The sequence below is a fragment of the Streptomyces sp. NPDC111520 genome (genome assembly GCF_055635295.1).
The window spans coordinates 175,893-196,602 of the sequence record NZ_JBVKBW010000014.1 but is presented as its reverse complement, the minus strand read 5'-3'; the positions used below and the strand labels follow the sequence as shown (position 1 = coordinate 196,602).

34 protein-coding genes are annotated in these 20,710 nt (G+C 68.4%); 2 read left to right on the top strand and 32 right to left on the bottom strand.

Translation table 11 applies throughout. The features are described 5' to 3' along the window. The first annotated feature begins 30 nt into the window (after window positions 1-30). Window positions 31-1,071 carry a hypothetical protein gene (locus ACZ7MY_RS30305; protein WP_499606455.1) on the top strand — a complete coding sequence of 347 codons (1,041 nt, stop codon included), beginning with the start codon at window positions 31-33 and terminating at the stop codon, window positions 1,069-1,071. 25 nt (window positions 1,072-1,096) lie between these two features. Next, window positions 1,097-2,947, top strand: a complete 1,851-nt coding sequence (locus tag ACZ7MY_RS30300; RefSeq protein ID WP_499606454.1) for a hypothetical protein — start codon at window positions 1,097-1,099, stop codon at window positions 2,945-2,947. Window positions 2,948-2,989: 42 nt separating this feature from the next. On the opposite strand, the gene truA is transcribed toward ACZ7MY_RS30300, so the two are convergent. The 32 genes from truA to rpsJ all read right to left on the bottom strand — a co-directional run bounded on the left by truA (window position 2,990) and on the right by rpsJ (window position 20,655). Beyond that, the gene (gene truA / locus ACZ7MY_RS30295; RefSeq protein ID WP_499606453.1) at window positions 2,990-3,847 is read right to left on the bottom strand and encodes a tRNA pseudouridine(38-40) synthase TruA; all 858 of its coding nucleotides are present in this window, start codon (window positions 3,845-3,847) and stop codon (window positions 2,990-2,992) included. A 72-nt stretch (window positions 3,848-3,919) separates the two neighbouring features. Continuing rightward, on the bottom strand, window positions 3,920-4,423 hold the full coding sequence (rplQ, locus tag ACZ7MY_RS30290; protein WP_499606452.1) for a 50S ribosomal protein L17: 504 nt from the start codon (window positions 4,421-4,423) through the stop codon (window positions 3,920-3,922). 81 nt (window positions 4,424-4,504) lie between these two features. Beyond that, window positions 4,505-5,527 carry a DNA-directed RNA polymerase subunit alpha gene (locus ACZ7MY_RS30285; protein ID WP_361800610.1) on the bottom strand — a complete coding sequence of 341 codons (1,023 nt, stop codon included), beginning with the start codon at window positions 5,525-5,527 and terminating at the stop codon, window positions 4,505-4,507. A 106-nt stretch (window positions 5,528-5,633) separates the two neighbouring features. Continuing rightward, window positions 5,634-6,260 carry a 30S ribosomal protein S4 gene (rpsD, locus tag ACZ7MY_RS30280; protein ID WP_499606451.1) on the bottom strand — a complete coding sequence of 209 codons (627 nt, stop codon included), beginning with the start codon at window positions 6,258-6,260 and terminating at the stop codon, window positions 5,634-5,636. A gap of 36 nt (window positions 6,261-6,296) precedes the next feature. Continuing rightward, entirely contained in the window at window positions 6,297-6,701 is a 405-nt protein-coding gene (rpsK, locus tag ACZ7MY_RS30275; protein WP_003956432.1) for a 30S ribosomal protein S11, read from the bottom strand. Window positions 6,702-6,766: 65 nt separating this feature from the next. Further along, entirely contained in the window at window positions 6,767-7,147 is a 381-nt protein-coding gene (gene rpsM, locus ACZ7MY_RS30270) for a 30S ribosomal protein S13 (protein ID WP_089226450.1), read from the bottom strand. Window positions 7,148-7,336: 189 nt separating this feature from the next. Then, complete coding sequence (gene rpmJ, locus ACZ7MY_RS30265) at window positions 7,337-7,450, bottom strand: 50S ribosomal protein L36 (RefSeq protein ID WP_003956441.1); 114 nt, start codon at window positions 7,448-7,450, stop codon at window positions 7,337-7,339. A gap of 28 nt (window positions 7,451-7,478) precedes the next feature. Then, on the bottom strand, window positions 7,479-7,700 hold the full coding sequence (gene infA, locus ACZ7MY_RS30260) for a translation initiation factor IF-1 (RefSeq protein ID WP_003956442.1): 222 nt from the start codon (window positions 7,698-7,700) through the stop codon (window positions 7,479-7,481). Window positions 7,701-7,853: 153 nt separating this feature from the next. Further along, window positions 7,854-8,690 (bottom strand): type I methionyl aminopeptidase, encoded by an 837-nt coding sequence (map, locus tag ACZ7MY_RS30255; RefSeq protein WP_018558888.1) that lies wholly within the window; start codon window positions 8,688-8,690, stop codon window positions 7,854-7,856. A 92-nt stretch (window positions 8,691-8,782) separates the two neighbouring features. Then, a complete protein-coding gene (locus ACZ7MY_RS30250; protein ID WP_499606450.1) occupies window positions 8,783-9,457 on the bottom strand; it encodes an adenylate kinase in 675 nt (224 codons plus the stop codon). Then, window positions 9,457-10,770: a preprotein translocase subunit SecY gene (gene secY / locus ACZ7MY_RS30245; RefSeq protein ID WP_499606449.1), complete on the bottom strand. Its 1,314-nt coding sequence runs from the start codon at window positions 10,768-10,770 to the stop codon at window positions 9,457-9,459. The genes ACZ7MY_RS30250 and secY overlap by 1 nt, the downstream gene beginning before the upstream one ends. A 223-nt stretch (window positions 10,771-10,993) precedes the next feature. Next, window positions 10,994-11,449: a 50S ribosomal protein L15 gene (gene rplO, locus ACZ7MY_RS30240; RefSeq protein ID WP_431960949.1), complete on the bottom strand. Its 456-nt coding sequence runs from the start codon at window positions 11,447-11,449 to the stop codon at window positions 10,994-10,996. A gap of 1 nt (window position 11,450) precedes the next feature. Continuing rightward, a complete protein-coding gene (rpmD, locus tag ACZ7MY_RS30235) occupies window positions 11,451-11,633 on the bottom strand; it encodes a 50S ribosomal protein L30 (protein ID WP_018558884.1) in 183 nt (60 codons plus the stop codon). Next, the gene (gene rpsE, locus ACZ7MY_RS30230; protein WP_003998815.1) at window positions 11,633-12,238 is read right to left on the bottom strand and encodes a 30S ribosomal protein S5; all 606 of its coding nucleotides are present in this window, start codon (window positions 12,236-12,238) and stop codon (window positions 11,633-11,635) included. The genes rpmD and rpsE overlap by 1 nt, the downstream gene beginning before the upstream one ends. 40 nt (window positions 12,239-12,278) lie before the next feature. After that, window positions 12,279-12,662: a 50S ribosomal protein L18 gene (gene rplR, locus ACZ7MY_RS30225; RefSeq protein WP_499606448.1), complete on the bottom strand. Its 384-nt coding sequence runs from the start codon at window positions 12,660-12,662 to the stop codon at window positions 12,279-12,281. A gap of 3 nt (window positions 12,663-12,665) precedes the next feature. Then, complete coding sequence (gene rplF / locus ACZ7MY_RS30220) at window positions 12,666-13,205, bottom strand: 50S ribosomal protein L6 (RefSeq protein ID WP_499606447.1); 540 nt, start codon at window positions 13,203-13,205, stop codon at window positions 12,666-12,668. Window positions 13,206-13,226: 21 nt separating this feature from the next. After that, complete coding sequence (rpsH, locus tag ACZ7MY_RS30215; protein WP_018558881.1) at window positions 13,227-13,625, bottom strand: 30S ribosomal protein S8; 399 nt, start codon at window positions 13,623-13,625, stop codon at window positions 13,227-13,229. A 195-nt stretch (window positions 13,626-13,820) separates the two neighbouring features. Further along, complete coding sequence (locus ACZ7MY_RS30210) at window positions 13,821-14,006, bottom strand: type Z 30S ribosomal protein S14 (RefSeq protein WP_003948630.1); 186 nt, start codon at window positions 14,004-14,006, stop codon at window positions 13,821-13,823. A 3-nt stretch (window positions 14,007-14,009) separates the two neighbouring features. Beyond that, a complete protein-coding gene (rplE, locus tag ACZ7MY_RS30205) occupies window positions 14,010-14,567 on the bottom strand; it encodes a 50S ribosomal protein L5 (protein WP_018558880.1) in 558 nt (185 codons plus the stop codon). After that, a complete protein-coding gene (rplX, locus tag ACZ7MY_RS30200) occupies window positions 14,567-14,890 on the bottom strand; it encodes a 50S ribosomal protein L24 (RefSeq protein ID WP_018558879.1) in 324 nt (107 codons plus the stop codon). The genes rplE and rplX overlap by 1 nt, the downstream gene beginning before the upstream one ends. A gap of 3 nt (window positions 14,891-14,893) precedes the next feature. Beyond that, entirely contained in the window at window positions 14,894-15,262 is a 369-nt protein-coding gene (rplN, locus tag ACZ7MY_RS30195; protein ID WP_004946682.1) for a 50S ribosomal protein L14, read from the bottom strand. 112 nt (window positions 15,263-15,374) lie between these two features. After that, window positions 15,375-15,659, bottom strand: coding sequence for a 30S ribosomal protein S17 (gene rpsQ, locus ACZ7MY_RS30190; RefSeq protein WP_018558878.1), 285 nt, complete (start codon window positions 15,657-15,659; stop codon window positions 15,375-15,377). Beyond that, window positions 15,659-15,883 (bottom strand): 50S ribosomal protein L29, encoded by a 225-nt coding sequence (gene rpmC / locus ACZ7MY_RS30185; RefSeq protein ID WP_018558877.1) that lies wholly within the window; start codon window positions 15,881-15,883, stop codon window positions 15,659-15,661. Before rpmC ends, rpsQ begins: the two co-directional genes overlap by 1 nt. Next, on the bottom strand, window positions 15,883-16,302 hold the full coding sequence (rplP, locus tag ACZ7MY_RS30180; RefSeq protein WP_499513426.1) for a 50S ribosomal protein L16: 420 nt from the start codon (window positions 16,300-16,302) through the stop codon (window positions 15,883-15,885). The genes rpmC and rplP overlap by 1 nt, the downstream gene beginning before the upstream one ends. A gap of 5 nt (window positions 16,303-16,307) precedes the next feature. Continuing rightward, on the bottom strand, window positions 16,308-17,132 hold the full coding sequence (gene rpsC / locus ACZ7MY_RS30175) for a 30S ribosomal protein S3 (protein ID WP_089226444.1): 825 nt from the start codon (window positions 17,130-17,132) through the stop codon (window positions 16,308-16,310). Continuing rightward, window positions 17,132-17,479 carry a 50S ribosomal protein L22 gene (rplV, locus tag ACZ7MY_RS30170; protein ID WP_018558874.1) on the bottom strand — a complete coding sequence of 116 codons (348 nt, stop codon included), beginning with the start codon at window positions 17,477-17,479 and terminating at the stop codon, window positions 17,132-17,134. The genes rpsC and rplV overlap by 1 nt, the downstream gene beginning before the upstream one ends. 49 nt (window positions 17,480-17,528) lie before the next feature. Beyond that, window positions 17,529-17,810 (bottom strand): 30S ribosomal protein S19, encoded by a 282-nt coding sequence (gene rpsS / locus ACZ7MY_RS30165; RefSeq protein WP_018558873.1) that lies wholly within the window; start codon window positions 17,808-17,810, stop codon window positions 17,529-17,531. A 12-nt stretch (window positions 17,811-17,822) separates the two neighbouring features. Then, window positions 17,823-18,659: a 50S ribosomal protein L2 gene (gene rplB, locus ACZ7MY_RS30160; RefSeq protein WP_018558872.1), complete on the bottom strand. Its 837-nt coding sequence runs from the start codon at window positions 18,657-18,659 to the stop codon at window positions 17,823-17,825. 47 nt (window positions 18,660-18,706) lie between these two features. Further along, a complete protein-coding gene (gene rplW / locus ACZ7MY_RS30155; RefSeq protein WP_018558871.1) occupies window positions 18,707-19,033 on the bottom strand; it encodes a 50S ribosomal protein L23 in 327 nt (108 codons plus the stop codon). Beyond that, the gene (gene rplD, locus ACZ7MY_RS30150; protein ID WP_499606446.1) at window positions 19,033-19,683 is read right to left on the bottom strand and encodes a 50S ribosomal protein L4; all 651 of its coding nucleotides are present in this window, start codon (window positions 19,681-19,683) and stop codon (window positions 19,033-19,035) included. Before rplD ends, rplW begins: the two co-directional genes overlap by 1 nt. A gap of 4 nt (window positions 19,684-19,687) precedes the next feature. Further along, window positions 19,688-20,332: a 50S ribosomal protein L3 gene (gene rplC, locus ACZ7MY_RS30145; protein ID WP_018558869.1), complete on the bottom strand. Its 645-nt coding sequence runs from the start codon at window positions 20,330-20,332 to the stop codon at window positions 19,688-19,690. 14 nt (window positions 20,333-20,346) lie between these two features. Then, window positions 20,347-20,655, bottom strand: coding sequence for a 30S ribosomal protein S10 (gene rpsJ / locus ACZ7MY_RS30140; RefSeq protein WP_014144312.1), 309 nt, complete (start codon window positions 20,653-20,655; stop codon window positions 20,347-20,349). Window positions 20,656-20,710: the final 55 nt, after the last annotated feature.

Here is a 20,710-nt window from a genome sequence, read left to right as displayed (position 1 = left end):
ACGGGTTTTCTCCTCTATAGAATCCGCGCCATGACTGACGGGCCGCAGCAGCCGTACAACCCGAACCAGGGATGGACCGCACCGCCGGGACAGCAAGGCGTCCCGGGAACCCCCGGGGAGCAGCGCCAGGTGCTCCGCGGCCAGGTCGTCGGCGGCCCCGACCACCAGCCACAGCAACCCGCCTGGACCCCGCCGCCGGACTGGGCACCGCCGCAGGCCGGGCAGGGCACCCGGGGCCCCTCGCAGCCGCAGTACGCCCCGCGTGCCGGCGACCAGCCGGACTGGTCGGCGCTCGCCGACGAAGCGGAGGCCGGCGCCAGGCGCCGCCGGCGGCTGCTCCTCATAGGCGGCGGCGTCCTGGCCGCCGCGGCCGTCGCCGGGATCGTCACGGTCGCCGTGGTCAGCTCCGGCGGCAGCCCCGCCCCCTCCCCCACCGCGACCGCCTCGGCCCCCGCCTCCGACGTCGCCCTGCCGCCCGAGCCCTCCTTCTCGGAGGTCTCCCCCGGCCCGACCTACGGCCCGCTGGATTTCCTCTCCACCGCCGCAAAGGACACCGCCCCGCTCGGCGCCGGCACCCTCTTCCCCGGCAAGAAGCTGGACTACTCCGGCGGCCGCTCCTACGTGAAGACCGCGACCAAGGAGAACCGCGACTGCGCTGACGCCGCGACCGATTCGCTGGCCACCGCCCTCGAACGCAACGGCTGCACCCGCATGATGCGCGTCACGTACACCCGCGGCGGCTCCGCGGTCACCGTCGGCGTGGCCGTGTTCAAGGACGCGGCCACCGCCAAGAAGGTGGCCCGGACCAACAAGTTCCTGCGCCCGCTGAACGGCGGCGGCGTCGCCGACTTCTGCCACGGCGTGGCGTGCTGGTCCAAGTCCGGCGCCGTGGGCCGCTACGCCTACTTCACCATCGCCGGCCCCAAGGGCGGCAAGGCCGCGACCAGCTCGGACGGTTCCCGCCAGGCCGGCCAGGACGGCTTCAACTACGCCTTCAACCGCATCGTCCAGCGCGGCAGGGACCAGGCCGACGCCGCGATGGCCTCCGAGGCCGCCCCACCGGCCAACTGACCCCACCCCACCGGACCGGAACGGCATGCCCTCCCTGCGTACGCTGCTGACCCTGCCCCGCATGCTCCGCCACGGCTCCGCCGTCGGGGCCGGCCTGCCGCCGGACGAGGCCGTCGTCCTGGACGTCCCGGACCTCCCGCTGCGCGGCGCGCTCGCCGCGGCGGGCGGCGGCGACCACGGGCCCGCCCGGGAGCTGCTGTCCGCGACCCGGCTGGGCTGCCAGTGGGAGCTGCGCGACACCTACGTCTCCGAGCTGGCGCAGTTCGCCCTCCACAACCCCGGCTGGCTGGACGCCTGGCTCGCCGCCGCCCCGGAGGACCCGGACGCGAGCCTGGTCAAGGCCGACCTGCGCGTCCACCAGGCCTGGGAGATACGCAGCGGCGCCCGGGCCTCGCTGGTCTCGCCGGAGCAGTTCAAGGCCTTCTTCACACTGCTCAAGGACGCGGTTCCCGTGATCGGCGCCGCCGCCGAGCTCAACCCCGCCGACCCCGTCCCGTGGCGCGTCGCGCTCACCCACGCGCGCGGGATGCAGTCCTCGCGGGAGATCTTCGACGCGTACTGGGCCGAGGCCGTCGAGCGCGCCCCGCACCACTACGGCTGCCACGCCTCCGCGCTGCAGTACCTGTGCGCGAAGTGGTACGGCACCCACCACGAGATGTTCGACTTCGCCGAGCAGGCCGCCGAGGAGGCCCTGCCCGGCTCGAAGATCAACGCGCTGCCGCTGCTCGCCGCCGTCGAGTACGAGATCGTCGCGGGCGGGACCGCCGCCGACGACGCGTCCGGCGCGGACGCCGTCGAGCCGGCCCGCGTCGCCGCCGCCGTGGACCGCGCCCTGGAGCTGTCCGGCTGGTACGACCCGGGCGATCCGGAGGCGGCGGAGTTCCGCAACCACCTGGCGCTGATGCTGGTGCGCGCCGGCCGGTGGCAGGAGGCGCTGCGCGTCTTCCGTGACATCGGCGTGCACGCCACCGGCTTCCCGTGGGCCCACCTGGGCACCGACCCCCGCCAGGAGTTCCTGGACTTCCGCACCGGGGTGCGCATGCAGGTCGCCACCCGCACCCCGTTCTTCGGCACCCCGCCCGCGGTCCCCGTCCCGGCCGGCGGCCACGACTGGGCGCCGCGCACCCTGGCGGTGGCCTCCGCGCCCCTCACCTCCGTCGCGCAGGCGGCGCTGCTGTGCCGGACCGGGCTGCGGCTGGCCCCGGCGGGAGCGGGCTTCACCCATGTCGAGCTGACCGGGGAGGGCAGCCTGGCCGGGGCCGTCGACCTCTTCACGGCGGGCGAGAAGTGGCCTGCCGTGGTCCTGCAGCGCTCCGGCGACCGGTACGGGATCACGCTGTACGCCAAGGGCCGGAAGGTCGCCGCGCACGAATGGGCGCCGGGCGCGCCCGTGCCGTCCCTGGACACCGCCGGTGCCACGGCCGCCGCCCTCGCCGCGGCCTACGGCGTCCGCGACGCCCGGCCCCTCACGGCGCTGCTGCGCGGCATGGACGCCCCGGGGCGGCGGCTGGCGGACACGGTGACGGCACTGGGCCTGCCGGCGCTGCCGGAGGGGTTCGGTGAACGCCCGGCGGCGCTCGACGGCGTCCCCGGGGCCCGGGTACTCGCCCCGCGCGGCTTCCTCTCCGGGGTCAGGGACACCCTCACCGCGGAGCAGGGCAGCATGCCGCTCCCCCCGCGGGGCACTCCGGTGCGCCTGCCGGGCCGCTGGTGGGCGACGCGCGCGCTGTACGTGCTGCTGGTCGTCCCGGCCGCCTGCTTCTCCTGGTGGGGCGCCTTCCACGACCGGCTCCGCCCCGTCCCGCTGGTGCTGACCTCCCTGGGCTCCGGCTACGTCCTCACCCAGGTGGTCACGGCACTGCGCCGCCGCGGATGAGCCGCCGCCGCAGATGATCCGGTACGGCGACCCGGCCGCCGCTCAGGCCCGCGGCAGCGGCAGCGTGCGCAGATTGCGGGCCTCGCGGTTGCGCGCGGCCAGCAGTTCGTCGGCCGGGTAGCCGACCTCCTCCAGGGTCAGCCCGTGCGGCCGCACCACGTTGACCGCCGAGTGCCGCACCCGTCCCGCCAGGACCTCGCCGGGGAAGCCGGCCGGCCGGTGCCCGTCGCCGACCAGCAGCATCGCCCCGACCAGGGCGCGCACCATGTTGTGGCAGAAGGCGTCGGCGCGTACGGTCGCCACGGCCAGGCCGGAGGCGTCCCGTACCCAGTGCAGTTCCAGGAGGGTGCGGATGGTCGTCGCACCCTCCCGCTTCTTGCAGTAGGCCGCGAAGTCGTGCTCGCCGAGCAGCCTGCGCGCCGCCTCGTTCATCAGCTCGACGTCCACCGGCCGGTCGTGCCAGAGCACGTGCCCCCGCAGCAGGGGGTCCACCCCGCCCTGGTGGTCGCCGACGCGGTAGGCGTAGCGGCGCCAGATCGCGGAGAAGCGCGCGTTGAAGCCGGCCGGGGCCCGCGAGACCCTCCACACCCGTACGTCCCAGGGCAGCCGTCCGGCCAGCCGGCGCAGCAGCTTGTCGCCCTCCCGCTCCCAGACCTCCTCCGGCAGGTCGACGTGCGCGACCTGTCCCCGGGCGTGCACACCCGCGTCCGTACGACCGGCGACGGTCAGCTCGACCGGATCGGGCAGCCGCAGCACCGTCTGCAGGGCCGACTCCAGCTCGCCCTGGACGGTCCGCCTGCTGCGCTGCTTCGCCCACCCGGAGAACTCGGCCCCGTCGTACGCCAGGTCCAGCCGCACCCGGACGTACCCGGGCTCCACCTCATCGCTCGCCACACTCACCCGCAGATCCTCTCAAACACGCGGACGGGCCCGCCCCCAGCGATCTGGGGGCGGGCCCGTCCGGTCGGGACGTCAGGCGTCCTTGGACTCCTCGGCCGGAGCCTCGGTGGCCTCGGCCTTGTCCTCGACCTCGGCCGGAGCCTCGGTCTTGGCCTCGGACTCCTTGACCGCGCGCTTGGTCGCGGCCTCCGCCTCGCCCGTGGCCTGCTGGGCCACGGTCAGCGCCTCCACCAGCTCGATGACCGCCATCGGCGCGTTGTCGCCGCGACGGTTGCCGATCTTGGTGATGCGGGTGTAACCACCCGGGCGGTTCTCGTACCGCGGGGCGATCTCGGTGAAGAGCGTGTGGACGATGCCCTTGTCCGTGATCGTCTGCAGCACCAGGCGACGGTTGTGGATGTCGCCCTTCTTCGCCTTGGTGATCAGGCGCTCCGCGACCGGACGCAGACGGCGCGCCTTGGCCTCGGTGGTGGTGATGCGACCGTGCTCGAACAGCGACTTCGCGAGGTTCGCGAGAAGCAGACGCTCGTGCGCGGCGCTGCCGCCCAGACGGGCACCCTTGGCGGGCTTCGGCATGGTGTTTCTCCTCAGATCTGCACCGGCCGTGTCAGGTACCGGTGTCAGGAACCCCCCAGGCGGACGCCTGGAGGCAGTTCATCAGTACTGCTCGGTCTCCACGAAGCCGGCGTCGGCGTCGTCGTCCGCACCGAAGGTGTCGGCGGCGGAGGTCGGGTCGAATCCGGGCGGGCTGTCCTTCAGGGCCAGGCCCATGCCGGCCAGCTTCGCCTTGACCTCGTCGATCGACTTCGCACCGAAGTTGCGGATGTCGAGCAGGTCCGCCTCGGAGCGCGCCACGAGCTCGCCCACGGAGTGGATGCCCTCGCGCTTGAGGCAGTTGTAGGAACGGACGGTGAGCTCGAGCTCCTCGATGGGGAGCGCGAGGTCCGCCGCCAGGGCGGCGTCCGTCGGGGACGGGCCCATGTCGATGCCCTCGGCGTCGACGTTCAGCTCGCGGGCGAGACCGAACAGCTCGACGAGGGTCTTGCCGGCCGAGGCCACGGCGTCACGGGGACGCATCGCGGGCTTGGTCTCGACGTCGACGATCAGCTTGTCGAAGTCGGTGCGCTGCTCGACACGGGTCGCCTCGACCTTGTAGCTGACCTTGAGCACCGGGCTGTAGATGGAGTCGACCGGGATGCGGCCGATCTCCTGGCCCTGCTGCTTGTTCTGCACGGCGGAGACGTAGCCGCGACCGCGCTCGACGGTCAGCTCCATCTCCAGCTTGCCCTTGCCGTTCAGCGTGGCCAGGACGAGGTCGGGGTTGTGCACCTCGACACCGGCCGGGGGCGCGATGTCGGCGGCGGTGACCACACCCGGGCCCTGCTTGCGCAGGTACATCACGACCGGCTCGTCGTGCTCCGAGGAGACGACCAGGGACTTGATGTTGAGGATGAGGTCGGTGACGTCCTCCTTGACGCCCGGCACGGTGGTGAACTCGTGCAGGACGCCGTCGATCCGGACCGAGGTGACGGCGGCACCCGGGATCGAGGAGAGGAGCGTGCGGCGGAGCGAGTTGCCGAGGGTGTAGCCGAAGCCCGGCTCCAGCGGCTCGATCACGAACCGGGAGCGGAACTCGTCGACGACCTCTTCGGTCAACGAGGGGCGCTGAGCGATCAGCATGGGGTATTGCCTCCAGTCTCCGGCACCCACTATTTGATGCCGAGGCTTCAAGGGTACGGGCGGTGCGGCACAAGGTGTGCCGCACCGCCCGGGACCGTGAGCCCTGCTACTTCGAGTAGAGCTCGACGATCAGCTGCTCCTGCACCTGGGTGTCGATCACCGGGCGCTCGGGCAGGTTGTGCACGAGGATCCGCAGACGTGAGGGGATCGCCTCCAGCCAGGCCGGGACGGTCCTCTCGCCTGCCTCCCCCTGGGCCACCGCGAACGGCGTCAGGCTGCGGGAGGACTCACGGACCTCGACGATGTCGTTCGCGACGACACGGGCCGACGGGATGTCGGTCTTGACGCCGTTCACGAGGAAGTGGCCGTGACGGACCAGCTGCCGCGCATGATCGCGCGACTTGGCGAAGCCCGCCCGGTAGACCACGTTGTCCAGCCGGGACTCGAGGATGCGGAGCAGGTTCTCACCGGTCTTGCCGGACCTGCGGTTCGCCTCCACGTAGTACCCGCGGAACTGCTTCTCAAGGACACCGTAGATGCGCGCGCACTTCTGCTTCTCGCGCATCTGCAACAGGTACTCGCTGTCCTTGGTGCGCCCGCGTCCGTGCTCACCCGGGGGGTAAGGACGGATCTCGATCGGGCACTTCGCGCTCTCGCACTTGCTCCCCTTGAGGAAGAGCTTCTGCTTCTCCCGACGGCAACGCTTGCAGTCGGCCCCGGTGTAACGCGCCATTCCTGTTTTTCTCCTACCTGCTCAGCGGATTGCTGATCAGACGCGCCGGCGCTTCGGCGGGCGGCATCCGTTGTGCGGGGTCGGAGTGACGTCCTGGATCGAGCCGACCTCGAGGCCGGTGGCCTGGAGGGAGCGGATCGCGGTCTCACGGCCGGAGCCGGGGCCCTTGACGAACACATCGACCTTGCGCATGCCGTGCTCCTGCGCGCGACGCGCGGCCGACTCGGCGGCCATCTGCGCGGCGAACGGGGTCGACTTGCGCGAGCCCTTGAAGCCGACGTGGCCGGCGGAGGCCCAGGAGATCACGTTGCCGGACGGGTCCGTGATCGAGACGATGGTGTTGTTGAACGTGCTCTTGATGTGCGCGTGGCCGTGAGCGACGTTCTTCTTTTCCTTGCGGCGCACCTTCTTGGCAGCGCCCTGACGACCCTTGGGGGGCATCTACTAACTCCTACGGGAGGTGGTCGGTCCTACAGCGAAGACCGCTGACGAGCGTCCGCTGAGGACTACTTCTTGCCCGGCTTCTTCTTGCCGGCGATGGCGCGACGCGGGCCCTTGCGGGTGCGGGCGTTGGTGTGGGTCCGCTGGCCGTGGACCGGCAGGCCGCGACGGTGGCGCAGGCCCTGGTAGCAGCCGATCTCGACCTTGCGACGGATGTCCGCCTGGATCTCGCGACGGAGGTCACCCTCGGTCTTGATGTTGGCGTCCACGTACTCGCGGATCTTGACCAGGTCCTCTTCGTCCAGGTCGCGGACCCGGGTGTTCGGGTTCACGCCGGTGGCGGCGAGGGTCTCCTGGGCCAGGGTGCGGCCGATGCCGAAGACGTAGGTGAGGGCGACCTCCACACGCTTTTCGCGCGGGATGTCGACACCTGAAACGCGTGCCATTCAATGGCTCCTGTGGTGTCCGGGGGTCTTCCGCAGCACCGTTCCTGACCGCCGTACGAGGTACGGATCAGGTCTCCGGCCCCCGCCGGAGGTGCCGTCAGCCGGAGGCTCTCCGGCCGGACGGGTGCTGCGTATGTACATGTGTTGCTCGCGTCGCGCGAAGAACTGCGAGGTGCAGGTCGGCGTGCGTCAGCCCTGGCGCTGCTTGTGGCGCAGGTTGTCGCAGATGACCATGACCCGGCCGTGGCGGCGGATCACCTTGCACTTGTCGCAGATCTTCTTGACGCTCGGCTTGACCTTCATGGAATTCAGGTTCTCCGGGTCGTGAGATCTACTTGTAGCGGTAGACGATCCGTCCGCGCGTGAGGTCGTAGGGAGACAACTCCACAACGACTCGGTCATCGGGAAGGATGCGGATGTAGTGCATCCGCATCTTGCCACTGATGTGCGCGAGGACCTTGTGACCGTTCTGCAGCTCCACCTTGAACATAGCGTTCGGCAGAGACTCGATCACGGTGCCCTCGATCTCGATGGCGCCTTGCTTCTTGGCCATGTCCTGCTTTCGGGATCGGCTACCTTGGTCGGCTTTTGGCATGCCTGAAGGCATTCGCGAGCCGACGTGACAGTCTACGCCAGCCGTTCCTGAAAGACGAATCCGGGGTGTATGCCCCCGAACGAAGATCGTTAAGCGGTACGGAGGGGGCGCTCAGGCGAGCGGGTCCGGCGCGGCCGTGATCCCGTACTCCGCCAGCTTGGCCTTGCCGCCGTCGCGGGCGGTCAGGACCAGCGGGCCCTCCTCGGTCAGCGCGACGGAGTGCTCCCAGTGGGAGGACCAGGTGCCGTCGTCGGTCTTGACCGTCCACTCGTCCTCGAGGACATGGGTGAGCGGGGTGCCCAGGCTGACCATCGGCTCGATGGCCAGGCACATGCCCGGCACCAGGCGCGGGCCCTTGCCGCGCTTGCGCGAGACGTAGTTCAGCAGGTGGGGGTCCATGTGCATCTGCGAACCGATGCCGTGGCCGCCGTACTCCTCGATGATCCCGTACTTGCCGCCGCCGGGCTTCGGCTGCCGCCGGATGTACGTCTCGATGGCACGGGAGATGTCGACCAGCCGGTCGCCCTTGCGGAAGGCGGCGATGCCGGCCCACATGGACTCCTCGGTCACCCGGCTCAGCTCCACGAGCTCCGGGGCGTGACCGCTGCCGACGAAGGCGGTGTACGCCGCGTCGCCGTGCCAGCCGTCGACGATGGCACCGCAGTCGATCGAGATGACGTCGCCGTCCTTCAGGACGGTCGCGGTGTCCGGGATGCCGTGGACGACCACGTCGTTCACCGAGGTGCAGATGGTGGCGGGGAAGCCGCCGTAGCCGAGGAAGTTCGGCTTGGCCCCGTGGTCGGCGAGGACCTTGCGGGCCACGTCGTCCAGGTCCTTGGTGGTGGCCCCGGGTACGGCCGCCTCACGGGTGGCCTCGTGGATCGCCGCGACGACCAGGCCCGCCGCGCGCATCTTCGCGATCTGCTCGGGGGTCTTGATCTCCACCATCGGTCCTGGCCTTCCTTCGTCCCACGGGATACCTCAACGGTACGGCCGCGGGGTCCTGGGGGACACCGCGGCCGCAACGGTCACGCATGTGCTCAGGCGGCGCTGTCGCCCGAGTCCTTCTTGTCCTGCAGCGCGTCCATCGCCCGCTTGGTCACCTCGGTGACCTTGCCCAGGGCCGAGATGGTGCGCACCAGGCCCTGCTGCTTGTAGTAGTCGATGATCGGCTCGGTCTTGCTGTGGTACTCCTCCAGCCGGACCCGCACCTTCTCCTCGGTGTCGTCCGAACGCTGGTACAGCTCACCACCGCACTGGTCGCACACGCCCTCGACGGCCGGAGTGTTGTAGACCACGTGGAACACGTGGCCGCCGTCCTTGCGGCACAGCCGGCGACCGGCGATCCGCTTGACGACCTCCTCCTCGGGGACCTCCAGGTCCAGGACGGCGTCCAGCGCTATCCCGTTCTCGGCGAGGATCTTGTCGAGTGCCTGGGCCTGGCCCACGTTCCGCGGGAAGCCGTCGAGCAGGAAGCCGTTCCCGGCGTCCGGCTGCAGCATGCGGTCCTTGGCCATGCCGATGGTGATCTCGTCGGGGACCAGCCGTCCGGCGTCCATGTACTCCTGGGCCTTGCGGCCCAGCTCGGTGCCCTGGCTGATGTTCGCCCGGAAGAGGTCGCCCGTGGAGATGTGCGGGATCGACAAGTTCCTGGCAAGGTACGCGGCCTGCGTACCCTTGCCGGCCCCGGGAGGCCCGACGAGGACGATGCGCATCAGCGGAGGAACCCTTCGTAGTTACGCTGCTGAAGCTGGCTCTCGATCTGCTTCACGGTCTCCAGGCCGACACCCACGATGATCAGGATGCTCGTCCCGCCGAACGGGAAGTTCTGGTTCGCGTTGAACAGCACCAGCGCCACAGTGGGCACCAGGGCGATCAGACCCAGGTACATCGCGCCCGGCCACGTGATGCGGTTGAGCACGTAGCTGAGGTACTCCGCGGTGGGACGACCAGCCCGGATGCCCGGGATGAACCCACCATACTTCTTCATGTTGTCCGCGACTTCTTCGGGGTTGAACGAGATGGCCACGTAGAAGAAGGCAAAGAAGACAATCAGCAGGAAGTACGCGGTGATGTAGATCGGGTGGTCGCCCTTGACCAGGTTGTCCCTGACCCAGTTTGCCCAGGTCGAGGTGGATCCACTGAACTGGACCACCAGTGACGGGATGTACAGGAGCGATGACGCGAAGATGACGGGAATCACACCCGCCTGGTTCACCTTCAGCGGGATGTAGGTGGAGGTTCCTCCGTACGAACGACGACCGATCATGCGCTTCGCGTACTGCACGGGGATGCGGCGCTGCGCCTGCTCGACGAAGACGACCAGGGCGACCATCGCCAGACCCACCATGATGACGGCGCCGAACTCGACCCAGCCGTCCGCGATGTTCCCGGACTTCTTGATCGCCCAGAGGGCGCCCGGGAAGCCGGCCGCGATCGACAGGAACATCAGGATCGACATGCCGTTGCCGATGCCGCGGTCGGTGATCAGCTCACCCAGCCACATGATCAGGGCGGTGCCCGCGGTCATCGTGATGACCATCGTGACCGTGGTGAAGATCGACTGGTCGGGGACGATGTTGAAGCGGTCGGGGCACTGCTGGAAGAGGCTGCCGGAGCGGGCGGTGGCCACCAGGCCGGTGCCCTGCAGGATCGCGAGCGCCACGGTCAGGTAGCGCGTGTACTGCGTGATCTTCGTCTGGCCGGCCTGGCCCTCCTTCTTGAGGGCTTCCAGGCGCGGGATGACCACGGTGAGCAGCTGCAGGATGATGCTCGCGGTGATGTACGGCATGATGCCGAGCGCGAAGATCGTGAGCTGCAGAAGAGCGCCGCCGCTGAAGAGGTTCACCAGGCCGAAGAGGCCCTGGTTCCCTCCGACCGCCTTGATGCAGGAGTTGACCACCTGGTAGTCGACACCCGGGATCGGGATGTGGGCTCCCAGCCGGAACAGCACCATGATGGCCAGCGTGAACAGCAGCTTCTTGCGCAGGTCGGGCGTCCTGAACGCCCGGGCGAACGCGGTGAGCACGGTGCCTCCTGCGCCCCCCGCTTCTTGGGCGGGAGGTGACGGTGTTGAAAGCTACGAATGGTGGAACTGCAAAACGATCGGGGTTGCCTTACCCGCGTCAGCACACAGGCTCCGCAAGACTAGCCCGGCCCACCTTACCGGCGAGCATCCGTCCCCGGAATGACCAACCGGGGATGCCCCGCACGAAAGTGCGGAACATCCCCGGCTGGATGTGGCATCACACTCAGACGAGCTCGGTGACCGAGCCGCCCGCGGCGGTGATCTTCTCCTTGGCGGAGCCGGAGACCGCGTCGACGGTCACCTGCAGCGCCACGGAGACCTCGCCGGTGCCCAGCACCTTGACGAGCTGGTTCTTCCGCACGGCACCCTTGGCGACCAGGTCGGCCACCGTGACCTCGCCACCCTCGGGGTAGAGCGCGGCCAGCTTGTCCAGGTTCACGACCTGGAACTCGGTGCGGAACGGGTTCTTGAAGCCCTTCAGCTTCGGGAGGCGCATGTGGAGGGGCATCTGCCCACCCTCGAAGCGCTCCGGAACCTGGTAGCGGGCCTTCGTGCCCTTGGTACCACGACCGGCCGTCTTGCCCTTGGAGGCCTCACCACGACCGACGCGGGTCTTGGCGGTCTTGGCGCCCGGGGCGGGACGGAGGTTGTGGACCTTCAGCGGAGACTGCTCTCCCATGTCAGTCGACCTCCTCGACCGTGACGAGGTGGCGGACGGTGTGGACCATGCCGCGGATCTCCGGGCGGTCCTCCTTGACCACGACGTCGTTCAGCCGCTTCAGGCCGAGCGAACGCAGGGTGTCACGGTGGTTCTGCTTGCTGCCGATGTAGGACTTGACCTGCGTGACCTTGAGGCGAGCCATTACGCACCCACCCCAGCACGCGCCCGGAGCAGAGCAGCCGGGGCCACGTCCTCGAGCGGCAGGCCACGACGGGCGGCGATCTCCTCGGGGCGCTGCAGGCCCTTCAGAGCCTCCACCGTGGCGTGCACGATGTTGATCGCGTTGTCGGAGCCGAGCGACTTCGACAGCACGTCGTGGATACCGGCGCACTCCAGGACGGCGCGCACCGGACCACCGGCGATGACACCCGTACCGGGGGAAGCAGGCTTGAGCAGGACGACGCCCGCGGCCTTCTCGCCCTGGATCGGGTGGGGGATGGTGCCCTGGATGCGGGGGACCTTGAAGAAGTGCTTCTTGGCCTCCTCAACGCCCTTGGCGATGGCGGCCGGCACCTCCTTGGCCTTGCCGTAACCGACACCCACGGTGCCGTCACCGTCGCCCACCACGACCAGCGCGGTGAAGCTGAAGCGACGACCACCCTTCACAACCTTGGCGACGCGGTTGATCGCGACGACGCGCTCAACGTACGCGGTCTTCTCGGCGGCAGCTGCGCCGCCGTCACGGCCCTTCCGGTCCCGCCGCTCGCCGCCACCGGCACCGCCACCGCGGCGCTGGGGTCCAGCCATTGGATTACCTCTCTCTGTTTCCGCTAGCTACGGAACCGGCTCAGAAACCGAGCCCGGCTTCGCGGGCGGCGTCGGCAAGGGCAGCGATGCGACCGGCGTACCGGTTGCCACCGCGGTCGAACACGACGGTCCCGACGCCGGCCGCCTTGGCCCGCTCGGCGACCAGCTGGCCGACCTTCTTCGCCTGCTCGGTCTTGTCACCCTCGACACCACGGATCGAGGTGTCCAGGTGCGAGGCCGAGGCCAGGGTGTGGCCCTTCAGGTCGTCGATGACCTGCGCCGTGATGCCCCGGTTGGAACGGGTCACGACCAGGCGCGGACGCACCTCGGTGCCCGAGATCCGCTTGCGGACGCGGATGTGGCGACGCTTCTTGGCAGCGCCCTTGTAAGCGTCGCCCTTGGCGATCTTCACGCCGTATGCCATGGCTTACTTACCAGCCTTTCCGACCTTGCGGCGGATGACTTCGCCCTCGTACTTGACGCCCTTGGCCTTGTACGGGTCGGGCTTCCGCAGCTTGCGGATGTTCGCGGCGACCTCGCCGACCTTCTGCTTGTCGATGCCCTCGACCGAGAACCTGGTGGGGTTCTCGACCTTGAAGGCGATGCCCTCGGGGGCCTCGACGACGATCGGGTGGCTGTAGCCCAGGGCGAACTCCAGGTTGGAGCCCTTCGCCTGGACGCGGTAGCCGACACCGCTGATCTCGAGCTTCTTCACGTAGCCCACGGTCACGCCGGTGATCATGTTCGCCACCAGCGTGCGGGACAGGCCGTGCAGGGCCTTGTTCTGACGCTCGTCGTTCGGACGCGACACCTGAAGGGTGCCGTCCTCGCTCTTGACGATGTCGATCGGCGCGGCAACGGTGTGGGTCAGGGAACCCTTGGGGCCCTTCACCGAGACCGTCCGGCCATCGATGGTGACGTCCACGCCGGCGGGAACCGGGATGGGCAGCCGTCCAATACGCGACATGGCTATACCTCCGTTTCCCGACTACCAGACGTAGGCGAGGACTTCCCCACCCACGCCCTTCTTGTTTGCCTGCTTGTCGGTGAGCAGCCCGTGGGAGGTGGAGATGATCGCCACGCCCAGGCCGCCGAGCACCTTCGGCAGGTTGGTGGACTTTGCATAGACCCGCAGACCGGGCTTGCTGATGCGCTTGATGCCGGCGATCGAGCGCTCGCGGTTCGGACCGAACTTGAGGTCGATGGTGAGGTTCTTGCCGACCTCGGCGTCCTCGACCTTCCAGCCCTGGATGTAGCCCTCCTGCTGGAGGATCTCCGCGATGTGCGACTTGATCTTGCTGAACGGCATGGTGACCTCGTCGTGGTACGCGGAGTTCGCGTTCCGCAGACGCGTCAGCATGTCTGCGATCGGGTCAGTCATGGTCATGTGATGGCCTTAGGCCTCTCTCGCCGGGGTTTCCTATATGCGCCATCCCTCTCCCCCATGAGACTGGGGACGGGTGCGGCGCGGGGACCTACGGCGTAGTAAGACGGTCATGGGCGGCGGGCGCCCAACCCTTCTACCTTACGGTATGCAGGGCCGGGCTCCCGCCACTCATCTGCTTACCGAGAGCCCTGGTGGTTACCAGGAGCTCTTGGTCACGCCCGGCAGCTCACCGCGGTGCGCCATCTCACGAAGGCACACGCGGCACAGGCCGAACTTGCGGTACACGGAGTGCGGACGGCCACAGCGCTGGCAGCGCGTGTAGCCACGCACGCCGAACTTGGGCTTGCGGGCGGCCTTCGCGATAAGAGCCTTCTTCGCCACGGCTCACGCCTCCTTGAACGGGAAGCCGAGGTGACGGAGGAGCGCGCGGCCCTCAGCGTCGTTGGTCGCCGTGGTCACCACGGTGATGTCCATACCCCGGGTGCGGTCGATCTTGTCCTGGTCGATCTCGTGGAACATGACCTGCTCCGTGAGACCGAAGGTGTAGTTGCCACGGCCGTCGAACTGCTTCGGCGACAGACCGCGGAAGTCGCGGATGCGCGGGAGCGCGAGCGACAGCAGACGGTCCAGGAACTCCCACATGCGGTCACCGCGGAGGGTGACGTGGGCGCCGATCGGCTGACCCTCACGCAGCTTGAACTGCGCGATGGACTTCCGGGCCTTGGTGACGGCCGGCTTCTGGCCGGTGATCGTGGTGAGGTCGCGGATCGCGCCCTCGATCAGCTTGGAGTCGCGGGCGGCGTCGCCCACACCCATGTTGACCACGATCTTGGTGAGGCCGGGGATCTGCATGACGTTCTCGTACTGGAACTCGTCACGCATCTTGCCCGCGATCTCCTCGCGGTAGCGCGCCTTCAGACGAGGCGAAGTGGTGGCAGTCATCAGATGTCCTCACCCGTCCGCTTGGCAACGCGGATCTTGTTGCCCTCGTCGTCGAAGCGGTAGCCGACGCGAGTCACGACCTTGTTGCCGTCCTTCTCAACGACCAGCTGGACGTTGGAGACGTGGACGGGCGCCTCGGTCGTGATGATGCCGCCGGTCTTCGAACCGCGAGCGGTCTGGCCGGCCTTGGTGTGCTTCTTGACCCGGTTGACACCCTCGACCAGGACACGGTCCTCAGTGGGGTAGGCCGCGATGACCTTGCCCTGCTTGCCCTTGTCCTTACCGGTGATGACCTGGACCAGGTCGCCCTTCTTGATCTTCATCGGTTACAGCACCTCCGGCGCGAGCGAGACGATCTTCATGAACTTCTTCTCGCGCAGCTCCCGGCCCACGGGGCCGAAGATGCGGGTGCCGCGGGGGTCACCGTCGTTCTTGAGGATGACGGCCGCGTTCTCGTCGAAGCGGATGTACGAACCGTCGGGACGGCGGCGCTCCTTGACGGTGCGCACGACGACCGCCTTGACGACGTCGCCCTTCTTCACGTTGCCACCGGGGATCGCGTCCTTGACGGTGGCGACGATGACGTCACCGATTCCCGCGTAGCGGCGACCGGAGCCACCGAGCACACGGATGCAAAGGATCTCCTTCGCACCCGTGTTGTCGGCGACACGCAGTCGCGACTCCTGCTGGATCACGTCTATCTCCTGATCGTCTGCCGGTTCCCTCCGGGGCGGGCCCGGAGAGCCTGGCGGAACCGTCCTGCGGGGAACCCCCCGCAGGAATTACGTGCCGGCCGGCCGGGCGGTGTTACTTGGCCTTCTCGAGGATCTCGACGACGCGCCAGCGCTTGCTCGCGGACAGCGGCCGGGTCTCCATGAGGAGGACACGGTCGCCGACGCCCGCGGCGTTCTGCTCGTCGTGCGCCTTGAGCTTGTTGGTACGGCGAATGACCTTGCCGTACAGGGCGTGCTTCACACGGTCCTCGACGGCGACCACAACGGTCTTGTCCATCTTGTCGCTGACCACGAGGCCCTCACGGGTCTTGCGGTCACCGCGCTGCTCGCTGCTCTCAGTCACATTCTTCTCGCTCATCAGGCGCTCTCCACCGTCTCGATGCCGAGCTCACGCTCACGCATGAGGGTGTAGATCCGGGCGATGTCCTTGCGGACAACCTTCAGCCGGGAGTTGTTCTCGAGCTGTCCGGTGGCCGCCTGGAAGCGGAGGTTGAACAGCTCCTCCTTGGCCTCACGCAGCTTGCCGACGAGTTCCTCGTCGCCCAGCTGGCGCAGCTCGGTCGCCTTGGTACCGGCCGCCATTACAGCTCACCTGCCTCGCGCCGGACGATCCGGCACTTCATCGGAAGCTTGTGGGCGGCTCGGGTGAGCGCCTCACGCGCAACCTTCTCGTTCGGGAAGGACAGCTCGAACATCACCCGACCGGGCTTGACGTTCGCGATCCACCACTCCGGGGAACCCTTACCGGAACCCATGCGGGTTTCGGCCGGCTTCTTCGTGAGCGGACGGTCCGGGTAGATGTTGATCCAGACCTTGCCGCCACGGCGGATGTGACGGGTGATGGCGATACGAGCGGACTCGATCTGCCGGTTCGTCACGTACGCGGGGGTGACGGCCTGGATGCCGTACTCACCGAACGCCAGCTCGGTGCCACCCTTGGCCATGCCATCACGCTTCGGGTGGTGCTGCTTACGGTGCTTGACCCGACGGGGGATCAGCATGGGGGTCAGGCCTCCGTTCCGGTGGTCTCCGCAGCCGGAGCCTCAGCGGTGGTCGCCTCGGCCTTGGGGGCCTGGGCGTCACCCTGGGGACGACGGCCACGGCCGCCGCGCTCGCCACCGCGGCGCTGCGGACGGTCGTTGCCACCACCACGGGCCGGGCGGTTGCCGGCACGGGCGGCGGCGTTGTCGGCGCGGACCTCGGCGATGTTCTTGACATTGCCCTTGTAGATCCACACCTTCACGCCGATGCGGCCGAAGGTCGTACGGGCCTCGAAGAAGCCGTAGTCGACGTTGGCGCGCAGGGTGTGCAGCGGGACGCGACCCTCGCGGTAGAACTCCGAGCGGGACATCTCGGCGCCGCCGAGGCGGCCACCGCACTGGATCTTGATGCCCTTGGCGCCGGCCTTCATCGTGCTCTGCATGCTCTTGCGCATGGCACGACGGAAGGAGACGCGGGAGGACAGCTGCTCGGCGACGGCCTGGGCCACCAGCTGAGCGTCCGTCTCCGGGTTCTTGACCTCGAGGATGTTCAGCTGGACCTGCTTGCCGGTCAGCTTCTCCAGGTCGCCGCGGATGCGGTCGGCCTCCGCGCCGCGACGGCCGATGACGATGCCCGGCCGGGCGGTGTGGATGTCGACGCGGACGCGGTCACGGGTGCGCTCGATCTCAACCTTCGAGATGCCGGCCCGCTCCATGCCCTGCGTCATCATCCGGCGGATGGCGACGTCTTCCTTGACGTAGTCCTTGTACAGCTTGTCGGCGTACCAGCGGGACTTGAAGTCCGTGGTGATGCCGAGCCGGAACCCGTACGGGTTAACCTTCTGGCCCATTACCGGGTCCCTTCCTTGCTGCTGACGACCACGGTGATGTGGCTGGTCCGCTTGCGGATCCGGTAGGCACGGCCCTGCGCACGCGGACGGAACCGCTTGAGGGTCGGGCCCTCGTCCACGAACGCCTCGCTGATGTACAGCGACTGGGCGTCGGTGTGGTCGTAGTTGTGCGCGGCGTTGGCAATGGCGCTGTCGAGCACCTTGCCCACCGGCACGCTCGCGGCCTGCGGGGCGAAACGCAGGACCGCCTGAGCCTCCGTGGCACTCATGCCACGGATGAGGTCCACCACGCGGCGGGCCTTCATGGGCGTGACGCGGATGTACCGCGCCTGGGCCCTGGCTTCCATGGTTGTCCCTTCGGTGTCTGTCTTCGTCGTCACTGTTCCGCTCCGCAGGTCAGCGACGACGCGACTTGCGGTCGTCCTTCTCGTGGCCGCGGAAGGTGCGGGTCGGCGCGAACTCGCCGAGCTTGTGGCCGACCATCGACTCGGTGACAAACACCGGGACGTGCTTACGGCCGTCGTGCACCGCGATCGTGTGGCCCAGCATCGCCGGGATGATCATCGAGCGGCGGGACCAGGTCTTGATGACGTTGTGGGTACCGGCCTCGTTCTGAACGTCCACCTTCTTGATCAGGTGGTCGTCGACGAAGGGCCCCTTCTTGAGACTGCGCGGCATCTAAACCCGCTCCTAGCGCTTCTTGTTCGTCTTGCGGCGGCGGACGATGTACTTGCTGCTGGCCTTCTTCGGCGAGCGAGTACGACCTTCCTTCTGGCCCCACGGGCTGACCGGGTGGCGACCACCGGAGGTCTTGCCCTCACCACCACCGTGCGGGTGGTCGACGGGGTTCATGGCCACACCGCGGACGGTCGGGCGGACGCCCTTCCAGCGCATACGGCCGGCCTTGCCCCAGTTGATGTTCGACTGCTCGGCGTTGCCGACCTCGCCGATGGTGGCGCGGCAGCGCGCGTCGACCAGCCGGACTTCACCGGAAGGCATGCGAAGGGTGGCCATGGAGCCCTCCTTCGCCAGCAGCTGCACGGAAGAACCCGCGGAACGGGAGATCTTCGCGCCGCCGCCGGGACGCAGCTCGATGGCGTGGACGGTCGTACCCACCGGGATGTAGCGCAGCGGCAGGTTGTTGCCCGGCTTGATGTCGGCGCCAGGGCCGTTCTCGATCCGGTCACCCTGGCTCAGCTTGGCCGGGGCCAGGATGTAGCGCTTCTCGCCGTCCGCGTAGTGGAGCAGCGCGATGCGCGCGGTGCGGTTGGGGTCGTACTCGATGTGCGCGACCTTGGCCGGCACGCCGTCCTTGTCGTGACGACGGAAGTCGATCACGCGGTAGGCGCGCTTGTGGCCACCACCCTGGTGGCGAACGGTCACACGACCGGCGTTGTTACGGCCGCCCTTGCTGTGCAGGGGGCGGACCAGCGACTTCTCCGGCGTGGACCGCGTGATCTCGACGAAGTCGGCGACGCTGGAGCCACGACGGCCCGGGGTCGTCGGCTTGTACTTGCGGATACCCATTTCTCAGTCCTCGGAATATTCCGGACTTCGACACGTTCCGGTCCCCGTTAGGAGACCGGGCCGCCGAAGATGTCGATGCGGTCGCCCTCAGCGAGGGTCACGATGGCGCGCTTGGTGTCCTTGCGCTTGCCGAAACCGGTCTTGGTGCGCTTGCGCTTACCCTGACGGTTGATCGTGTTGACCCCGGTGACCTTGACCGAGAAGACCGCCTCGACGGCCTGCTTGATCTGGGTCTTGTTGGCACGCGGGTCGACGACGAACGTGTACTTGTTCTCGTCCAGCAGCGCGTAGCTCTTCTCGGAGACCACCGGCTTGACCAGGATGTCGCGGTGGTCCGTGAAGGTCTTGCTGGTGATCGCGGTCTGCTCGGCCATCAGGCGTCGCTCCCTTCGGTCTCGGCGGCGCCGTTACCGGTGAAGCGGTCGAAGGCGGCCTTGGTGAAGACCACGTCGTCGGAGACGAGCACGTCGTACGTGTTCAGCTGGCCGGCCTCCAGGATGTGGACCTGGGGCAGGTTGCGGGCGGAGAGCCACGCGACCTCTTCGGCGCGGTCGGCGACGAGCAGCACGTTCTTGCGGTCGCTGATCTTGCCCAGCAGCGTCTTGGCGGACTTGGTCGACGGGGCCTCGCCCTCGACGACGCCGGTCACTACGTGGATGCGGTTGTGACGAGCCCGGTCGGTGAGGGCACCGCGCAGGGCGGCGGCCTTCATCTTCTTCGGGGTCCGCTGCGAGTAGTCACGCGGCACGGGACCGTGCACGACGCCACCACCGGCGAACTGCGGGGCGCGGGTCGAACCCTGACGGGCGCGGCCGGTGCCCTTCTGGCGGTACGGCTTCTTGCCGCCACCGCGGACCTCGCCACGCGTCTTGACCTTGTGCGTGCCCTGACGGGCAGCGGCCAGCTGCGCCACGACGACCTGGTGGATCAGCGGGATGCTGACCTTGGCGTCGAAGATCTCGGCGGGGAGCTCTACGGTCCCGGCCTTGTCGCCGGCGGGCGACAGAATGTCAATGGTGCTCATATCCTCAGGCCCCCTTGGCCGCGGTGCGGACCAGGACGAGGCCGCCGTTCGGACCGGGAACCGCGCCCTTGATGAGCAGCAGGCCCTTCTCCGCGTCAACGGCGTGAACGGTCAGGTTCTGGGTGGTCACCCGCTCGTTGCCCATGCGGCCCGCCATGCGCAGACCCTTGAACACACGGCCCGGGGTGGCGCAGCCACCGATGGAGCCGGGAGAGCGGTGCTTGCGCTGGGTGCCGTGTCCGGCGCCGAGGCCCTTGAAGTTGTGACGCTTCATGACACCGGCGAAGCCCTTGCCCTTGCTCTTGCCGGTGACGTCCACCTTCACGCCGGCCTCGAACACCTCGGCGGTGATCTCCTGGCCCAGGGTGTACTCGGCGGCGTCCGCGGTGCGGAGCTCCACCAGGTGGCGACGGGGGGTCACGTCGGCCTTGGCGAAGTGACCCTTGAGGGGCTTGTTCACCTTGCGCGGGTCGATCTCGCCGAAGGCGATCTGGACCGACTCGTAACCGTCGACGTCGTTCGTGCGGACCTGGGTCACGACGTTCGGGCCGGCCTTGACCACGGTCACCGGGACGACACGGTTGTTCTCGTCCCAGACCTGGGTCATGCCGAGCTTCTCGCCCAGGATGCCCTTGATCTGCTTAGCCATCTGTTCCGCGCCTCTCAGAGCTTGATCTCGATGTCGACGCCGGCCGGAAGGTCCAGGCGCATCAACGAGTCAACGGTCTTGGGCGTCGGGTCGAGGATGTCGATCAGGCGCTTGTGCGTGCGCATCTCGAAGTGCTCGCGCGAGTCCTTGTACTTGTGCGGCGACTTGATGACGCAGTACACGTTCTTCTCAGTGGGCAGCGGCACCGGGCCCGCGACCTGCGCACCAGTACGCGTCACCGTCTCGACGATCTTCTTCGCCGAGGAGTCGATGACCTCGTGGTCGTAGGCCTTGAGCCGGATGCGGATCTTCTGTCCCGCCATGGCTACTTCGTAGTCCTGTCTGCTAGTGAACGCTCTGGAACTCGGTGGTTCGACC

Excerpts from the sequence above, each read along its gene's own strand:
- rpsS (WP_018558873.1), bottom strand. The coding sequence starts at position 17,810 with ATGCCGCGCAGTCTCAAGAAGGGGCCCTTCGTCGACGACCACCTGATC.
- rpsD (WP_499606451.1), bottom strand. The coding sequence starts at position 6,260 with ATGGCGCGTTACACCGGGGCCGACTGCAAGCGTTGCCGTCGGGAGAAG.
- map (WP_018558888.1), bottom strand. The coding sequence starts at position 8,690 with ATGGTGGAGATCAAGACCCCCGAGCAGATCGCGAAGATGCGCGCGGCG.
- rplE (WP_018558880.1), bottom strand. The coding sequence starts at position 14,567 with ATGACTGCCACCACTTCGCCTCGTCTGAAGGCGCGCTACCGCGAGGAG.
- ACZ7MY_RS30300 (WP_499606454.1), top strand. The coding sequence starts at position 1,097 with ATGCCCTCCCTGCGTACGCTGCTGACCCTGCCCCGCATGCTCCGCCAC.
- rplQ (WP_499606452.1), bottom strand. The coding sequence starts at position 4,423 with ATGCCGAAGCCCGCCAAGGGTGCCCGTCTGGGCGGCAGCGCCGCGCAC.
- rplO (WP_431960949.1), bottom strand. The coding sequence starts at position 11,449 with ATGGGAGAGCAGTCTCCGCTGAAGGTCCACAACCTCCGTCCCGCCCCG.
- rpmJ (WP_003956441.1), bottom strand. The coding sequence starts at position 7,450 with ATGAAGGTCAAGCCGAGCGTCAAGAAGATCTGCGACAAGTGCAAGGTG.
- rpsC (WP_089226444.1), bottom strand. The coding sequence starts at position 17,132 with ATGGGCCAGAAGGTTAACCCGTACGGGTTCCGGCTCGGCATCACCACG.
- rpsK (WP_003956432.1), bottom strand. The coding sequence starts at position 6,701 with ATGCCCCCCAAGGGTCGTCAGGGCGCTGCCAAGAAGGTGCGCCGCAAG.
- rpsM (WP_089226450.1), bottom strand. The coding sequence starts at position 7,147 with ATGGCACGCGTTTCAGGTGTCGACATCCCGCGCGAAAAGCGTGTGGAG.
- rpsJ (WP_014144312.1), bottom strand. The coding sequence starts at position 20,655 with ATGGCGGGACAGAAGATCCGCATCCGGCTCAAGGCCTACGACCACGAG.
- ACZ7MY_RS30285 (WP_361800610.1), bottom strand. The coding sequence starts at position 5,527 with ATGCTGATCGCTCAGCGCCCCTCGTTGACCGAAGAGGTCGTCGACGAG.
- rpmD (WP_018558884.1), bottom strand. The coding sequence starts at position 11,633 with ATGGCTCGCCTCAAGGTCACGCAGGTCAAGTCCTACATCGGCAGCAAG.
- rplB (WP_018558872.1), bottom strand. The coding sequence starts at position 18,659 with ATGGGTATCCGCAAGTACAAGCCGACGACCCCGGGCCGTCGTGGCTCC.
- rplX (WP_018558879.1), bottom strand. The coding sequence starts at position 14,890 with ATGAAGATCAAGAAGGGCGACCTGGTCCAGGTCATCACCGGTAAGGAC.
- rplR (WP_499606448.1), bottom strand. The coding sequence starts at position 12,662 with ATGGCATACGGCGTGAAGATCGCCAAGGGCGACGCTTACAAGGGCGCT.
- rplP (WP_499513426.1), bottom strand. The coding sequence starts at position 16,302 with ATGCTGATCCCCCGTCGGGTCAAGCACCGTAAGCAGCACCACCCGAAG.
- rplD (WP_499606446.1), bottom strand. The coding sequence starts at position 19,683 with ATGAGCACCATTGACATTCTGTCGCCCGCCGGCGACAAGGCCGGGACC.
- ACZ7MY_RS30305 (WP_499606455.1), top strand. The coding sequence starts at position 31 with ATGACTGACGGGCCGCAGCAGCCGTACAACCCGAACCAGGGATGGACC.
- rplW (WP_018558871.1), bottom strand. The coding sequence starts at position 19,033 with ATGGCCGAGCAGACCGCGATCACCAGCAAGACCTTCACGGACCACCGC.
- rplV (WP_018558874.1), bottom strand. The coding sequence starts at position 17,479 with ATGGAAGCCAGGGCCCAGGCGCGGTACATCCGCGTCACGCCCATGAAG.
- rpsH (WP_018558881.1), bottom strand. The coding sequence starts at position 13,625 with ATGACCATGACTGACCCGATCGCAGACATGCTGACGCGTCTGCGGAAC.
- rplC (WP_018558869.1), bottom strand. The coding sequence starts at position 20,332 with ATGGCTAAGCAGATCAAGGGCATCCTGGGCGAGAAGCTCGGCATGACC.
- ACZ7MY_RS30250 (WP_499606450.1), bottom strand. The coding sequence starts at position 9,457 with ATGCGCATCGTCCTCGTCGGGCCTCCCGGGGCCGGCAAGGGTACGCAG.
- rpsQ (WP_018558878.1), bottom strand. The coding sequence starts at position 15,659 with ATGAGCGAGAAGAATGTGACTGAGAGCAGCGAGCAGCGCGGTGACCGC.
- rpsE (WP_003998815.1), bottom strand. The coding sequence starts at position 12,238 with ATGGCTGGACCCCAGCGCCGCGGTGGCGGTGCCGGTGGCGGCGAGCGG.
- rpmC (WP_018558877.1), bottom strand. The coding sequence starts at position 15,883 with ATGGCGGCCGGTACCAAGGCGACCGAGCTGCGCCAGCTGGGCGACGAG.
- rplF (WP_499606447.1), bottom strand. The coding sequence starts at position 13,205 with ATGTCGCGTATTGGACGGCTGCCCATCCCGGTTCCCGCCGGCGTGGAC.
- infA (WP_003956442.1), bottom strand. The coding sequence starts at position 7,700 with ATGGCCAAGAAGCAAGGCGCCATCGAGATCGAGGGCACCGTGATCGAG.